The organism is Arthrobacter sp. SlRoot2-15 (genome assembly GCF_059739345.1).
Window position 1 is genome coordinate 515,643 of record NZ_AP046058.1, and the last position, 13,517, is coordinate 529,159.

15 protein-coding genes are annotated in these 13,517 nt (G+C 69.3%); 4 read left to right on the plus strand and 11 right to left on the minus strand.

Annotated elements, in window-relative coordinates:
* Positions 1 to 19: 19 nt before the first annotated feature.
* Positions 20 to 661 carry a pyroglutamyl-peptidase I gene (gene pcp, locus AC6I9V_RS02365; RefSeq protein ID WP_497898190.1) on the minus strand — a complete coding sequence of 214 codons (642 nt, stop codon included), beginning with the start codon at positions 659 to 661 and terminating at the stop codon, positions 20 to 22.
* Between the two features lie 80 nt (positions 662 to 741).
* On the opposite strand from pcp, the gene AC6I9V_RS02370 reads away from it, so the two are divergent.
* Positions 742 to 1,899: an Rv2578c family radical SAM protein gene (locus AC6I9V_RS02370; RefSeq protein ID WP_497898191.1), complete on the plus strand. Its 1,158-nt coding sequence runs from the start codon at positions 742 to 744 to the stop codon at positions 1,897 to 1,899.
* Between the two features lie 62 nt (positions 1,900 to 1,961).
* On the opposite strand, the gene AC6I9V_RS02375 is transcribed toward AC6I9V_RS02370, so the two are convergent.
* Genes AC6I9V_RS02375 through AC6I9V_RS02390 form a run of 4 tightly spaced genes read right to left on the minus strand, consistent with a single transcriptional unit; the run spans position 1,962 to position 5,337 of the window.
* The gene (locus AC6I9V_RS02375; protein ID WP_497898192.1) at positions 1,962 to 3,335 is read right to left on the minus strand and encodes an NAD(P)(+) transhydrogenase (Re/Si-specific) subunit beta; all 1,374 of its coding nucleotides are present in this window, start codon (positions 3,333 to 3,335) and stop codon (positions 1,962 to 1,964) included.
* Positions 3,332 to 3,694, minus strand: a complete 363-nt coding sequence (locus tag AC6I9V_RS02380; RefSeq protein WP_497898193.1) for an NAD(P) transhydrogenase subunit alpha part 2 — start codon at positions 3,692 to 3,694, stop codon at positions 3,332 to 3,334. Before AC6I9V_RS02380 ends, AC6I9V_RS02375 begins: the two co-directional genes overlap by 4 nt.
* Positions 3,694 to 4,851, minus strand: coding sequence for a Re/Si-specific NAD(P)(+) transhydrogenase subunit alpha (locus AC6I9V_RS02385; protein ID WP_497898194.1), 1,158 nt, complete (start codon positions 4,849 to 4,851; stop codon positions 3,694 to 3,696). Before AC6I9V_RS02385 ends, AC6I9V_RS02380 begins: the two co-directional genes overlap by 1 nt.
* A gap of 42 nt (positions 4,852 to 4,893) precedes the next feature.
* Positions 4,894 to 5,337, minus strand: coding sequence for a (deoxy)nucleoside triphosphate pyrophosphohydrolase (locus tag AC6I9V_RS02390; RefSeq protein WP_497898195.1), 444 nt, complete (start codon positions 5,335 to 5,337; stop codon positions 4,894 to 4,896).
* 178 nt (positions 5,338 to 5,515) lie between these two features.
* Between AC6I9V_RS02390 and AC6I9V_RS02395 the strand changes: the two genes are divergently transcribed.
* On the plus strand, positions 5,516 to 6,724 hold the full coding sequence (locus AC6I9V_RS02395) for an MFS transporter (protein ID WP_497898196.1): 1,209 nt from the start codon (positions 5,516 to 5,518) through the stop codon (positions 6,722 to 6,724).
* 48 nt (positions 6,725 to 6,772) lie between these two features.
* Here the strand turns inward: AC6I9V_RS02395 and AC6I9V_RS02400 are convergent, their stop codons facing one another.
* Positions 6,773 to 7,693: a cation diffusion facilitator family transporter gene (locus tag AC6I9V_RS02400; protein WP_497898197.1), complete on the minus strand. Its 921-nt coding sequence runs from the start codon at positions 7,691 to 7,693 to the stop codon at positions 6,773 to 6,775.
* 228 nt (positions 7,694 to 7,921) lie between these two features.
* Here AC6I9V_RS02400 and AC6I9V_RS02405 point away from each other — a divergent pair, with 228 nt between their 5' ends.
* Entirely contained in the window at positions 7,922 to 8,188 is a 267-nt protein-coding gene (locus AC6I9V_RS02405) for a GlsB/YeaQ/YmgE family stress response membrane protein (RefSeq protein ID WP_349413861.1), read from the plus strand.
* A gap of 106 nt (positions 8,189 to 8,294) precedes the next feature.
* Here the strand turns inward: AC6I9V_RS02405 and AC6I9V_RS02410 are convergent, their stop codons facing one another.
* From AC6I9V_RS02410 to infC, 4 genes are all read right to left on the minus strand, one after another.
* Positions 8,295 to 9,197, minus strand: coding sequence for a TrmH family RNA methyltransferase (locus tag AC6I9V_RS02410; protein WP_497898198.1), 903 nt, complete (start codon positions 9,195 to 9,197; stop codon positions 8,295 to 8,297).
* A 65-nt stretch (positions 9,198 to 9,262) separates the two neighbouring features.
* On the minus strand, positions 9,263 to 9,730 hold the full coding sequence (gene rplT / locus AC6I9V_RS02415) for a 50S ribosomal protein L20 (protein ID WP_497898199.1): 468 nt from the start codon (positions 9,728 to 9,730) through the stop codon (positions 9,263 to 9,265).
* A gap of 119 nt (positions 9,731 to 9,849) precedes the next feature.
* On the minus strand, positions 9,850 to 10,044 hold the full coding sequence (gene rpmI, locus AC6I9V_RS02420; RefSeq protein ID WP_009358635.1) for a 50S ribosomal protein L35: 195 nt from the start codon (positions 10,042 to 10,044) through the stop codon (positions 9,850 to 9,852).
* Positions 10,045 to 10,159: 115 nt separating this feature from the next.
* Positions 10,160 to 11,230, minus strand: a complete 1,071-nt coding sequence (gene infC / locus AC6I9V_RS02425) for a translation initiation factor IF-3 (protein WP_497898200.1) — start codon at positions 11,228 to 11,230, stop codon at positions 10,160 to 10,162.
* A gap of 394 nt (positions 11,231 to 11,624) precedes the next feature.
* Between infC and AC6I9V_RS02430 the strand changes: the two genes are divergently transcribed.
* Positions 11,625 to 12,011, plus strand: coding sequence for a DUF1844 domain-containing protein (locus AC6I9V_RS02430; RefSeq protein ID WP_146337937.1), 387 nt, complete (start codon positions 11,625 to 11,627; stop codon positions 12,009 to 12,011).
* Between the two features lie 139 nt (positions 12,012 to 12,150).
* Here the strand turns inward: AC6I9V_RS02430 and AC6I9V_RS02435 are convergent, their stop codons facing one another.
* Positions 12,151 to 13,470 carry an MFS transporter gene (locus AC6I9V_RS02435; protein WP_497898201.1) on the minus strand — a complete coding sequence of 440 codons (1,320 nt, stop codon included), beginning with the start codon at positions 13,468 to 13,470 and terminating at the stop codon, positions 12,151 to 12,153.
* Positions 13,471 to 13,517 lie beyond the last annotated feature (47 nt).

The following is a 13,517-nucleotide window of genomic DNA, read 5'->3' on the forward strand; positions in this document are numbered from 1 at the left end:
ACGGCGCTGGTGGGTGGCGCTAGTGCGTGGCGCCGGCGGCGAGCTTGAGGTCCGCTGTCGTCGCCAGCGCGGTCCGGACGACAACGGCGAGCGCCTCCGTCATCTGCTCCAGCGGCAGCGAGGCCAGGCCGCTCCCCGGCGGAACCTGGTCGGGTCCAAACGGGACGTGCACAAAGCCGCCCCGGGTGCCGGGGGTGAGCCGCAGGGCGTGCATCAGGCCGTAGAAGACGTGGTTGCAGACGTAGGTGCCGGCTGTCTGGGAGACCTCCGCCGGAATGCCGGCGGTGCCCAGCGCCTCCAGTGCCGCCTTCACCGGCAGGGTGCTGAAGTAGCCCGCCGGGCCGCCGGGTACCACCGGCTCGTCGACGGGGGCGTTGCCCGCGTTGTCCGGGATCCGCGCGTCGTCACAGTTGATCGCGACCCGCTCCAGCGAGATGCGGGCCCTGCCTCCGGCCTGGCCCGCGCAGACCACCAGCGCAGGCCGGTGCTCCGCGAGGGCGGCCTGCAGGACGGCGATGGCGTCCCCGAAGACGCAGGGCAGCTCTACCGCGGCGACCTCGTGTCCCTCGGCCCGTAGCAGGGCCGCCGCCTCGCGCGCCGCGGTCCAGGACGGGTTGGTGGCTTCGCCGCCAAACGGTTCGAACCCGGTCAGGAGAATCATGGGCCCAGCCTAGCAACGCCGCGTTGGTCATCAAGCCCAACGTCCTTGACTTAAGATCGAACATATATTCGAATGTAGCCATGAGATGGGACGCGCAGGCACTCAGGCCACCCGGTGAAACTGACGCCACAGGCGGTGGGCAGCTGTCCGGGGATTCCGCCTCCGGCGCGGGCCCGACCGCTCCCGCGCTGCTGCCGCTGGCCGGATTGGTACGCTCCGTCTCCACCCCTGAGTTTGCCGGGGTCACTTTCCATGAGGTCACTGCCAAATCGGTGCTCAACAAGGTGGCCGCCGGTTCCCGGATGCCGTTCGAATGGACCGTAAACCCGTACCGGGGCTGCAGTCACGCCTGTGTTTACTGCTTCGCCCGCAAGACCCACACCTACCTCGACTTCGACGCCGGCCTGGACTTCGACAGCCAGGTGGTGGTCAAGATCAACGCGGCCGAGGTCCTGCGCAAGGAACTCGCCAAGCCGTCCTGGCAGCGGCACCATGTCGCCCTTGGCACCAACACGGACCCGTACCAGCGCGCCGAGGGCCGGTACCAGCTGATGCCCGGCATTATCGGCGCCCTCGCAGACTCCGGCACTCCCCTGTCCATCCTCACCAAGGGCACGCTGTTGGCCCGCGACATCCCGCTGCTCAAGCACGCGGCCGCCCAGGTTCCCGTGGGCGTGGGGATCTCGCTGGCGATGACCGACGAGCGGCTCTCCGAGGCGGTCGAACCGGGGACTCCCGGACCGCGGGCGCGGCTCAAACTGGTCTCCCGGCTGCGTGAGGCGGGGCTTCCCTGCGGTGTGATGGCGATGCCCATCCTGCCCTGGCTCTCCGACTCCGACGAAGCGCTGGATTCCCTCTTCGGCTCGCTTGCCGCCGCCGGCGCCACCGGCGTCACCGCCGGGGCGCTCTACCTCAAGCCCGGTACCCGGGAATGGTTCATGCAGTGGATCGCCAAGGAGCACCCGCAGCTCGCCGGCAAGTACCGCCGGTTGTACGGCAGCGGATCCTACGCCTCGAAGGAGTACCGGGCCTGGCTGGCCGGCCGGATCCGCTACTTCAAGTCCCGGCATGGCTTCCTGGGCTCCTCGGGGTTCAGCCACCGCGACCTCGACGACGATCCCAGGGAAGAGGAGGCCCAGTACCCGGCCGGCAGCATTCCCGACCCGGCGGCGCAGCGGGCTTTCGCGGGCAACGCACCGGCGGCCCATGCCGGTGCCGCGCAGCCCACGCTGTTCTGAGCACCCACGCTCCCTGCAGACCCTGGCTGCCCTGTCCGGCCCTGCCGGACCGGCCCTTGGGCCTAGAGGACCTTGACCGCGCCGAGGACCTTGGAGAGCGAATCCTTGGCGTCACCGAACAACAAAGTGGTCTTGGGATCGTGCAGCAGCTCGTTCTCGATGCCGGCAAAGCCCGGGCGCATCGAGCGTTTGAGGAACACCACCTGCTGGGCCTCGACCACCTCCAGGATCGGCATCCCGAAGATAGGTGACCCCGGCGATGACTTCGCGGCCGGGTTCACGACGTCGTTGGCGCCCACCACCAGGACGATGTCGGTGCTCGCGAACTCCGGATTGACTTCTTCGAGTTCCCGCAGCGACTCGTAGGGCACGTTCGCCTCGGCCAGCAGCACGTTCATGTGCCCGGGCATCCGGCCGGCGACGGGGTGGATGGCGAAGACGACGTCGACTCCCCGGGCGGTCAGGGCGGTGGCGAGTTCGGCCACGGTGTGCTGGCCCTGCGCAACGGCGAGGCCGTAGCCGGGCACAATCACGACGCGCTGGGCGTACCCGAGCTGGACGGCGACGTCCTCGGCCGAGGAGGAGCGCACCGGCCGGTCGCTGAGCGTGGTCGAGCCTGCGGTGGACCCGCCCCGGAAGGCGCCGAACATAATCCCGGCCACGCCGCGGCCCATGGCGGAGGCCATCACCTTGGTCAGGATGGTGCCGCTGGCGCCGACGAGTGTGCCGGCGACGAGCAGCAGCACGTTCCCCAGCACGATTCCGGAGGCCGCGACGGCGAGGCCGGTGAAGGCGTTCAGCAGCGAGATCACGATGGGGACGTCGGCGCCGCCGACCGGAAGCACGAGTAGCAGGCCCGCGGCCAGGCCGAGGACCAGCAGCGCGCCGGCCCAGCCGGTCGAGCCGGTCCCCACGACGAAGCCACCGGCGGCGAGAGCCCCCACTAGTACGACCGCCATCACCACGGGCATGCCGGGGAACAGCAGCGGGCGGGTGCTGATCAGCTCCTGCAGCTTCCCGACCGTGACGGCCGAGCCGGCGAAGGACACCGCGCCGACCAGCATGGTGAAGACGACCGCCAGCCGGACCCAGGAGTCAGCGCTGTGACCGAGCTCCAGCACCGCGACCAGCGCGGCCGCGCCGCCGCCGACGCCGTTGAACAGGGCAACCAGTTGCGGCATCTGCGTCATCTGCACGCGCCGGGCGACCGGGACTGCCAGGGCGGTTCCGACGGCGATGGCGGCGAGGATCAGCGGGATGTTTTCCAGCCGTGCGGAGAGGAAGACCGTCACGACGGCCACCGCGGCCCCGGCGGCGCCGATGGCGTTTCCGCGCCGGGCTGTACGTGGCGAGCTGAGGCCCTTCAGCGCCAGGATGAAGCAGACCGCTGCCACGAGGTAGAGCAGCGCGGTCCAGGCGGGGGCGAGGATGCTCATGGGCGCCCCTCCCCTGCCCGGCCGGATGCTTCCGATGTGCCAGCCGAAGTCCCGGCGCCGTCCGCCGGGTGCGCGCCGGCTGCTTTCCGCGGTCCGAACATTTCCAGCATCCGGTCCGTGACCACAAAGCCGCCCACCAGGTTGACGGTCGCGAGGGCCACCGCCAGCAGGGCCACGGCCAGCAGCCAGGGATCGTCGGCCTGGCCCGCCACGATGACGGCCCCGACCAGGATGATGCCGTGGATCGCATTGGCGCCGGACATCAGCGGCGTGTGCAGTTTGCTGGTGACCTTCGAGACGACTTCAAAGCCGACGAAGACGGCGAGGACCACCACCGTGAGTAAGGTGACTGCGTCCATTACGTGTGCGCCTCCATAGCTGCCGCCGTGCCGGCGTGGCGGACGGCGCCGTCGTGGGTCAGACAGGCTCCGGCGACGACGTCGTCGTCGAAGTCCGGTGCCACCGTGCCGTCCGAGGTCATCAGGGCGAGCAGGTTGGCGACGTTCTTGGCGTACAGGCGGGACGCGTCGGAGGCGAGGGCGGACGCCGCGTCCTGCATCCCCACCAGGGTCACGGCGCCGCCTGGGACCGGCACCAAAACGTCCCGGCCGGCGATGACGCCCTCGACGTTGCCGCCGGACTCGGCGGCGAGGTCCACCACGACGGACCCGGCCCGCATGCCGGCGACCATGTCGGCGGTGACGAGGAGCGGGGCGGCCCGGCCCGGGATCGCGGCCGTGGTGATGAGCACGTCCGCGGCCGCCACGTGCGGCGCCAGCAGCGCGCGCTGCCGGGCGGCCCGGTCCTCGCCGAGCTCCCGGGCGTAGCCGCCGCTGCCCTCGGCGGACGCGCCCGCTGCCCGGGTGTCGAGGTCGAGATTGATGAAGGTGCCGCCCATCGAGGCGACCTCGTCGGCGGAGGCCGCCCGGATATCGTTCGCGGAAACCCGGGCACCGAGCCGTTTGGCGGTGCCGATCGCCTGCAGGCCGGCGACGCCGGCGCCGAGGACCAGCACCCTGGCCGGCGGGATCGTGCCGGCGGCGGTCATGTAGAGCGGGAAGAACCGCGGGTACCGCACGGCGGCTTCCAGGACGGCGCGGTAGCCGGCGACCAGGGACTGGGAGCTGAGGGCGTCCATGGACTGGGCGCGGGAGATCCGGGGAACGAGTTCCAGGGCAAAAGACGTCACCCCGGCGGCGGCCAGGGCCCCGACGGCCGGCAGTTCCGAGGCCGGGGAGGCGAAACCGATGGTGACGGCGCCCGGCCGCAGCGCGGCGGCGGTCTCTGGCGTGAGCGGACGGACGTGCAACAGGACGTCGAGGGCCTTCAGCGGGAGCGCCGGGGTGAGGGCCGCGCCCGCCGCCTCGTAGTCGGCGTCGTCGTAGCCGGACTCGGCCCCGGCCCCGCACTCCACCAGCAGTGCCAGGCCCAGGCCCGTTAGTTGCCGCACCGTCTCCGGTGTCGCCGCAACCCGGCGTTCGCCCGCTCGCTCTTCCCGTCTGACCCCGACCTGCACACCCAGCTCCTCTCGGTTGGCCCAAGAGTAGGCACACAGGGCTCAGTTTGGCGAGGGTTCGGCTCCAACGGCTGCCAGGAGTGCTTCGACGATCGGCAGGTCGGCCGGGATCCAGGGCAGGCCCAGGACCTCCGAGGGGTCCGCCAGCGGCACCCAGCGCAGCTCGTCGTGGTCCTCCAGCGGCTGCGGGGTGCCAGCGGCCAGCTCCGCGAACCAGACCCGCATGGCTGCCCGTTCGTTCAGCGGCCAGCCGGTCGGCGCCTCGGCGGGCAGTTCCGCCCCCAGCCGGACCTCCACGCCGAGCTCCTCGTACAGTTCACGGTGCAGGGCACCCTCCGGGGCCTCGCCCGGATCCACCTTGCCGCCGGGGAACTCCCACATGCCGGCAAACTGGGGCGGCGCCGTCCGCCGGGCCACCAGGAGGGTCCGGGGGGCGGCCAGGGAATCCACTACTGCGCCGCCGACGACGCTGATGAGTTCAGTCACGTCCACCAGTCTAGGGGCCGCCCGGCGCCCGCTGCCGGGGGACAATGGTGGGGCGCGCCACGTCGGGCGCCGGAATACCGGGCCCCGCGTCCTGCGTTGCCCCCACTGACAGCACAAGCCGATCCACCACGCCGCATTCTCCTGGCCCCGGCCGGGATCGTTCCCGAAAAGCAGACGGATGACCATCACCAAAGACGCCCCCGCGACGCCCAAGACCGGCACCCGCCACCTCGCCCTCGCCATCATCTCGCTCGCCATGGGCGGGTTCGGCATCGGCACCACGGAGTTCACCATGATGGGCCTGCTCAAGGAGGTCGAGCACGGCCTGGGCATCGGCACCCCGGAGGCGGGGCACCTGATCTCCGCCTACGCCCTGGGCGTGGTGGTCGGCGCCCCGGTGCTTGCCGCGGTCGGAGCCAAGCTGCCGCGCAAGTACCTCGCGCTGGGGCTCATGCTGTTCTTCAGCCTCGCCAACCTCAGCTCCTTCATTGCTCCGGACTACGGCACCATGCTGGTGTCCCGCTTTGCTGCGGGGCTTCCTCACGGCGCCTTCTTCGGGGTTGCCGCTGTCATCGCCTCGTCGCTGGTGGCCCCGACCCGGCGCGGCTGGGCGATCTCCATGGTGATGGCCGGGCTGACCGTTTCCAACGTGATCGGTGTGCCGTTCGGGACGTGGCTGGGCCAGAACTTCGGCTGGCGCCTGCTCTTCTTGCTGGTCGGCCTGATCGGGATTGCCACCATGGCCATGCTCTGGAAGTTCGTGCCGTTCCAGCAGCCCCACGCGGACGCCAGCATCCGGCGCGAACTCGGCGCGCTGAAGCGGCTGCAGGTCTGGCTGGCCATCCTGATCGGCATCGTCGGTTTCGGCGGCTTCTTCGCCACGTACACCTACATCGCCCACACCATGACCTCGGTGGCCGGCATCCCGGCGGAATGGCTGCCGCTCGTCGTCGCGCTCTACGGCGTGGGAATGGTGGCGGGCAACATCGTCGGCGGCCGCATCGCGGACCGGTCCGTCATGGGCACCATCTACTGGGTCCTGCCCGGCGTGGCCGTGGCGCTCGTGGTCTACGCGGTGGCGGTGCACTGGCCCTGGTCCGCTTACGTGATGGTCTTTGTGGTGGGCGCGGCCGGTTCCATGCTCGTTCCGGCGCTGCAGACCCGCCTCCTCGACGCCTCGCCCGACGCGCCGTCGCTGGCATCCTCGTTGAACCACGCCGCACTCAACGTGGCGAATGCCCTGGGCGCCTTCCTCGGCGGCCTCGTCATCGCGTGGGGCTGGGGCTACGTGGCCCCCGCCCTGGTGGGAGCGGTACTGGCCATCCTCGGCCTCGGCGTCGCCGTGCTCAGCGGCGCGGTGGAACGCAAAAGGCCGCTGGTCCGGTAACCCGCAGCCTGCGGTTCCGGCCCAACGGCCTCGGTGCGACGCCCGGTCCTAGCCGGCGGTGACGCGTTCCAGGTCCGGTTCCAGGTAGATCACGCGCGCCGTCGGCACGGCGTCCCGGATCCGGATCTCGGCGGCGTCGATTGCGGCCGCGACTTGCCGGCCCGTATCGGAGTGGCCGATGCCGATCTTGGCCGCGACCAGCAGTTCCTCGGGGCCCAGGTGCATGGTCTTGAGGTGGATGATGCGGGTGCCGTCGGATTCGATGGCAGCGCGGATCTTCGCGACGTCGTCCTTCGTGGCGGACTCGCCGAGGAGCAGGGACTTGGTTTCCACGGCCAGCACGGCGGCGATCGCCACCAGCAGCAGGCCGATCATGGCAGTGCCCAGGGCATCCCAGATGCCGTTGCCGGTGACCAGCGTCAGGCTCACGCCGAACAGCGCGAAGGCCAGGCCCAGCAGGGCGCCGAAGTCCTCCAGCAGGATCACCGGCAGCTCGGGCTGCTTGGCATTGCGGATGAAGTGCACCCAGCTCTGCTTGCCGCGGATGTGGTTGGATTCCATGATTGCCGTCCGGAACGAGAACGATTCGGCGATGATAGCGCCGACGAGGACCGCGAGCGGCACCCACCAGAAGTCGCCCTCGATGCCGTGGGGGTGCTGCAGCTTGCCCCACGCTTCGTACAGGGCAAAGAGGCCGCCGACACTGAACAGCACAATCGAGACGATGAAGGCGTAGATGTAACGCTCACGGCCGTAGCCGAAGGGGTGTTCCGGGCTGGCCTCCTTCTGGGCGCGCTTGCCGCCCACCAGCAGCAGGAGCTGGTTGCCGGAGTCGGCGAGGGAGTGGATCGCTTCGGCCAGCATCGAGGAGGACAACGTCAGGATGTACGCGACGAACTTCAGGACGGCAATCGTCAGGTTGGCGGCCAGCGCCGCGACAATCGCTTTGGTACCGCCATTTGCAGCCACGAGAGCTTCTCCTTTGGAGGTTTTTCGGGGGAATCGCGGACACCGGCGGGGGCCCGTATCCGCAAGAAATACCGTACCCGTTCCGGAACCGCGCCCGCACCGCGGAGGGGCCTCAGCAGGCAGGTAACGATTGGGGGTGATGTTGCTGACAGGGGGTCACGCCTGTGTTAGCTTGAAGCCATAATCGGGATTCCTAAGGTGAATGCCGACGAATATGTAGGAGGAGAAATGGGCTTTCTAGGCTGGATCATTCTCGGACTCATTGTAGGTGCAATCGTTAAGGCAATCATGCCTGGCAGGGTCGGCGGCGGCTGGGTCACCAGCCTCGTGCTCGGCGTCGTCGGCGCCATTGTCGGCGGCTGGATCGGCGACCTGCTGTTCGGCGGCGGCAAGATGGAATTCTGGAATCTGGGTTCCTGGCTCCTGGCCATTGTCGGCGGCCTCGTTGTTGCCGGCATCTACGGCGCCGTCACCGGGCGCAACCGGAGCACGTAATCTCTCAAGCCACCGTCCCGGCAGCAGTGCCGCAGCGGTGAAAGCACGACGGCGGGGGCTCACCGAAAGGTGGGCCCCCGCCGTCGTTGTTGTGGCAGCTGTCCGCTCAGGAGGCGGCGGGCTGTTGGGAGCGGGCGCTGGCGTACAGGCAGACCGTTGCAGCGGTGCCGAGGTTGAGGCTTTCGGCCGCCCCGTAGACCGGCACGGCGACCCGGTGGTCGGCCAGGGCGAGTTCTTCGGCGGACAGTCCCTGCGCCTCGTTGCCGAAGAGCCAGGCGGTGGGTTGCTCCAGGGCGAAGACGGACCCGGCGGCCGAGGCGCCCAGGCGGCGGGCCGCGTTCTCGTCCTGCAGGCGGTCCAGGTTCAGCTGGCCCTGGCCGTCCGCGGCGAGGATACCGATGCCGCGTTCCTTGCAGCGGGCCGCCAGCTCCTCGACGTCGGCGCCGAGCACGACGGGCAGGTGGAAGAGGGAACCTGCGGTCGAGCGGACGGCCTTGGGGTTGTAGATGTCAACGCTGGAGGCGGTCAGGATAACGGCATCAGCGCCGGCGGCGTCGGCGGCCCGGAGCACGGTTCCGGCGTTGCCCGGGTCCCGCACCTGGCACAGCACCGCGAGGAGCTGCGGGCGCGCGTCCAGCACCGCGTCGAGGCTGACATCCAGGAAGCCGCAGACCGCAAGAATGCCCTGCGGCGTGACCGTGTCCGCCATGGCGGCCAGCACCTCATCGGTGGCGAGGTACGCGGCGGTGCCCTCCGCCAGGGCTTCCAGGTCCGGGTGCCGGTCCAGGCAGGCCTCGCTTGCGTAGACCTCGTAGACGATCCCGGGCTCCCCCGCGGCAATCCGCCGCTGGTGCAGGACCAGGGCCTCGCGGACAGCCTGCGGACCCTCGGCCAGGAACTCGCGGCGCTTTAAACGGGCCGGGCGCCCGGCGAGCTGTGCCACCTTCCTCACTCGATCGGCTCGAGGATTGGAAAGTGCAAAGTCTTGCGGGCGCCCGGTTTCGTTCATATAAGAACCTTAGTTGCTTACGCAGCGGGTTCTCGAACGGTGCTGTCTTGCGACGGCGGCGGGGACTACTTGGCCTCGGCGTCAGCCTTCTTGGCAGCAGGCTTCTTCGCGGGAGCCTTCTTGGCGGCCTTCGGCGCAGCAGCGGCTTCAGCCTGGACGGCCGGAGCGGAGGTGTCCGCGGGCAGCGAGTCCTTGGCAACCTTGACCAGCGCGGCGAAGGCGTTGGCGTCGGAGACGGCCAGTTCGGCCAGCATACGGCGGTCAACCTCGACCTCAGCGGCCTTGAGGCCCTGGATCAGACGGTTGTAGGTCAGGCCGTTGGCGCGGGATGCAGCGTTGATGCGCTGGATCCACAGGCGGCGGAAGTCGCCCTTCTTCTTCTTGCGGTCGCCGTAGCTGTACACAAACGAGTGCAGCAGCTGCTCTTTGGCCTTGCGGTACAGGCGTGAACGCTGTCCACGGTAGCCCTTTGCGCGTTCGAGGATAACCCGGCGCTTCTTGTGGGCGTTGACCGCCCTCTTCACACGTGCCACGTGCGTACTCCTTCAGAATTCTGATCCCAAGCGTCTACTGCCGGGAAACCCGGCTGGCCTGAGAAGCCTTTTTGGTAGTGGACCGCTGCCAGGCGGCAATCGATCCGAGAACTTGGAACTTAGATGCCGAGCATCTTCCGGATGACCTTGGCGTCGCCCTTGAAGACGATCTTGTCGCCGGCGAGGCGGCGGGTCAGCCTGGAGGACTTGTGCTCGAGGTAGTGGCGGCGGTTGGCCTGCTGGCGGCGCAGCTTGCCGCTGCCGGTCAGCTTGAAGCGCTTCTTAGCACCGCTGTGGGTCTTCATCTTCGGCATGGGAACCGATCTCCTTACGTATCCGCAGACCAGGTCTGCAGTCTTTCGTGCAGCCACCCCTGCGGGCGGCGTGCTGGTTGCTTGCTGCCGGACATTGCTGTCCGGCAGCCGTGAACTAGTTAGTCTTCTTGCTGCCCGGCTTCGGGGCGGCCTTGGGGGCCGCCGGCCGAGCCGCAGGCTTCGGCGCCGCAGGCCGGGCTACCGGCTTGGGAGCCGCGACCGGCTTCGGCGTAGGCTTCTCGGCAGCCGGCGTCGCTGCGGCGGGGGCCGCAGCAACAGGGGCCTTCGGTGCAGCCTTGGGAGCCGCGGCCTTCGGGGCAGCCGGGGCCTTGCTCGCTGCCGGCTTCGCGTCAGCCTTGGGTGCCGCCTGCTTCGGAGCCGCTGCCTTGGCGGCCTTGGGGGCCTCCTGCTTCGGCTCTTCCGCTGCCGGGGCCGCCTCGGCCGGAGCCTTCGCGGCCGCGGTCTCGGCTGCCTTGGATTCCTCTGCCTTGGGCTTCTCGACGGCGGGGGCTTCCGTTGCCGGAGCCGCCGTTTCGGGCGCCTCGGTTTCGGTGGCCTCGGTCCGTACCTGGTAGCCCTCGGGAAGGAGATCGGCGAGCGACTGCGTCATCGGCGCATCCGGGCCCGAGGTGTCGACGCGGCCCGAGGCCTTGGCTTCGTTCTCGGCCTTGGCTTCTGCGCGCTGCGTTGCACGGCGGGCCTCTGCCTTTGCTTCGGCCTTGTTCTTCAGCGGGCCCACCACCATGACCATGTTGCGGCCATCGATACGCGGGCTGGACTCCACGACGCCCACTTCGGCAACGTCGTCGGCGAAGCGCTGGAGCAGGCGGATGCCCATCTCGGGACGCTGCTGCTCACGGCCGCGGAACTGGATCATGGCCTTGACCTTGTCACCGGCGCCGAGGAACCGGAGCGCGTGGCCGCGCTTGGTCTCGTAGTCGTGAGTGTCGATCTTGAGCCGGAAACGGATTTCCTTCAGGACCGTGTTGGTCTGGTTCTTCCGGGCCTCACGTGCCTTGACAGCGGCTTCGTACTTGTACTTGCCGAAGTCCATCAGCTTGCACACCGGAGGCTTGGCCTGCGGTGCAACTTCAACGAGATCAAGATCGGACTCGGCAGCCAAACGCAGGGCATCCTCAATACGGACGACTCCTACCTGTTCACCTGCAGGGCCGACCAGCCGCACCTCGGGGACGCGGATACGCTCATTGATTCTTGGCTCGCTAATGTTAAAGCTCCTGTGTTCGTGGGGGTACTTCGCCGGCAAATGAAGAAGGCCTCCAATTGCCGGAGCAATCGAAGGCCTCGAAGATCGGAACTGCCCTCCCCCGTGAGGAGGCGGCATGCGTCCCCCGCCAGGCGTGATGCCCGGGAAGAATGCCCGACCAGGTACCCGGCAACCTTGATTCCGTGAGGAATATGTGCGGTTGACGCGGGTGGGAGAGAACTCCGCTTGCAAACTGAACTGCCATTCTACAGAAGGCACCCGTTCAACGCACATGTGCGCCGGGCGGGTTGCAGGTGTTGCTTCAAGCTGCAGAAATAACGACATTCAGTCGGTCTGTGACAAGCTTACCAGCATGAGCACTTCAGACAGTAATTCACACGTTTACCAGCCGGCCGACGCTCAGCCCGACGTCTCCCAGCAGATCCGCGACATCTCCGAGGTCCCCGCGATCGAGGTCATCACCACCGCCGCCGTCCACCTGATGAGCGCCGCCGCGGTGAAGCTCGGCCTGGCTGCCGAGGACAACGCCGAAGAGCTCAAGGACCTCGACGAAGCGCGCAAGCTGATCACCGCGCTGGCCGGACTCGTCACCTCCGCGGCGCCGGAAATCGGTTCCCAGCACGCCGGCCCGTTGCGCGACGGCCTGCGTTCCCTGCAGCTCGCGTTCCGCGAAGAATCCGTCATTCCGGACGCCCCTGGCAAGGGCCCGGGCGAGAAGTACACCGGCCCGGTCAACTAGGCACCAGCACTAACAGCCAACGACGACGGCGGCGGGCGGATCCCAGGGGGCCGGCCGCCGCCGTCGTCGGTTAACCGGGCGTTGTAACCGGGCGCTGCAACCGGGCGCCGGAAGGGGGCCGGGCGAGGGCCGCAGCAGGTCAAGCCGCGGCAAGCCGCCGGCGCCGGCGCCGCTGCAGGACCAGGCCCACCAGGCACAGCACAACGCCGGCCAGCCCCACTGAGAGGAAGCCCGCTCCCGGGCCAACCCCGTCAATAAAGAGCCCGGCCAGCGGTGCGCCGAGTGCCACGCCGCCGGTGAGGGCCGAGCCGTACCAGCCCATCGCCTCGCCGCGGCGCCCCTCCTCGACCAGGGCCGCGACCTTCTCCGACGCCGCCGAGAGCACCGGCGCGCACAGCAGGCCCGGGAGCAGCGAGAGCAGGGCGAGCGTCCAGGTGTCCTGCGCGAAGGCCATCGGAAGGGTCAGCGCGGACATGCCCAGCAGCAGCAGGACCGGCGACACCGGCCGGTGCATGGCGCCGTACACGAGGCCGCCCAGCACGGACGCGGCGCACCAGAACAGGAAGACGATGCCGATCTCGGCCTCATGGCCGCCGGTCTGCAGGGCCGCGACAATGCCGACGTCGGTGCCGCTGAGGACCATGCCCGCACCGGCTGCGACGGCGAAGACCGCCGCCACACCGGCCGTGAACCAGGCGAAGTTGTGGACGACCCTGTGCCTCAGGCCCAGGCGGTCCTGCCGGCGCTGTTCCGCGGCGGCCAGCGGTGCCAGCTCGGCCGCGGCTTCCTGCACATGGGGCGCCGCGGCGACGAGCGCGCTCTCCGCGCCCTCCTGCTGGCCGGCCTCGAACGCCGCGTCCGGTTCCGCGCCCGGGTCGGCGCTGCGGGTGGGCGGGTTGATCCACATCAGGAACAGGCCGGAGAGGGAGGTGGCCACGCCCACCACGGTCAGGCCGAGCGCCGAGTAGCCCGCGGTGGCGATGACGGCGCCCGCTGCCGGGCCGATCATAAAAACAAGCTCCGTGCTGATCGCGTCCAGGGCGAAGGCGGTCCGGCGCTGTTCTCCCCCGGCGAGGATGCCCAGCGACTGACGCACCACGCTGAAGATCGGCAGAGTCAGCAGGCCGCCGACGAAGACCAGCGGCAGCAGGAGTTCGTAGCCCACATGCGGCACGATCGACCAGATCACGGTCTCGGAGACGACGGAGGGGATGAGTGCCCGGCGCAGGCCCACGGTATCCACCCGTCGTCCGCGCCAGGGGGCGCCGACGGCGATCCCGATGGTCATGACGGCGGCCGCAGCACCGGCGGCGGCGTAGCCCTGTCCGAGGCTGAGGACGATGTGCAGCGTCAGCAGCACCCCGGCCGCGGAGTGCGGGATGCGGGCGACCATGCCGACGAGCAGGAGGTTCCTGATGGGCCTCACGGCCAGCAGGTCCCGGTAGAGCGCGAAATTCACGAAACTGCTTTCCTTTGTGTACTGCCGTGGGCAGCACCCGGAAGTGT

What these genes read in the sequence shown, in the direction of transcription:
- rpmI (WP_009358635.1), bottom strand. Translation starts at nt 10,044, where the DNA reads ATGCCGAAGATGAAGACCCACAGCGGTGCTAAGAAGCGCTTCAAGCTG.
- AC6I9V_RS02370 (WP_497898191.1), top strand. Translation starts at nt 742, where the DNA reads ATGAGATGGGACGCGCAGGCACTCAGGCCACCCGGTGAAACTGACGCC.
- AC6I9V_RS02405 (WP_349413861.1), top strand. Translation starts at nt 7,922, where the DNA reads ATGGGCTTTCTAGGCTGGATCATTCTCGGACTCATTGTAGGTGCAATC.
- AC6I9V_RS02430 (WP_146337937.1), top strand. Translation starts at nt 11,625, where the DNA reads ATGAGCACTTCAGACAGTAATTCACACGTTTACCAGCCGGCCGACGCT.
- AC6I9V_RS02395 (WP_497898196.1), top strand. Translation starts at nt 5,516, where the DNA reads ATGACCATCACCAAAGACGCCCCCGCGACGCCCAAGACCGGCACCCGC.
- AC6I9V_RS02410 (WP_497898198.1), bottom strand. Translation starts at nt 9,197, where the DNA reads ATGAACGAAACCGGGCGCCCGCAAGACTTTGCACTTTCCAATCCTCGA.
- AC6I9V_RS02380 (WP_497898193.1), bottom strand. Translation starts at nt 3,694, where the DNA reads ATGGACGCAGTCACCTTACTCACGGTGGTGGTCCTCGCCGTCTTCGTC.
- AC6I9V_RS02375 (WP_497898192.1), bottom strand. Translation starts at nt 3,335, where the DNA reads ATGAGCATCCTCGCCCCCGCCTGGACCGCGCTGCTCTACCTCGTGGCA.
- pcp (WP_497898190.1), bottom strand. Translation starts at nt 661, where the DNA reads ATGATTCTCCTGACCGGGTTCGAACCGTTTGGCGGCGAAGCCACCAAC.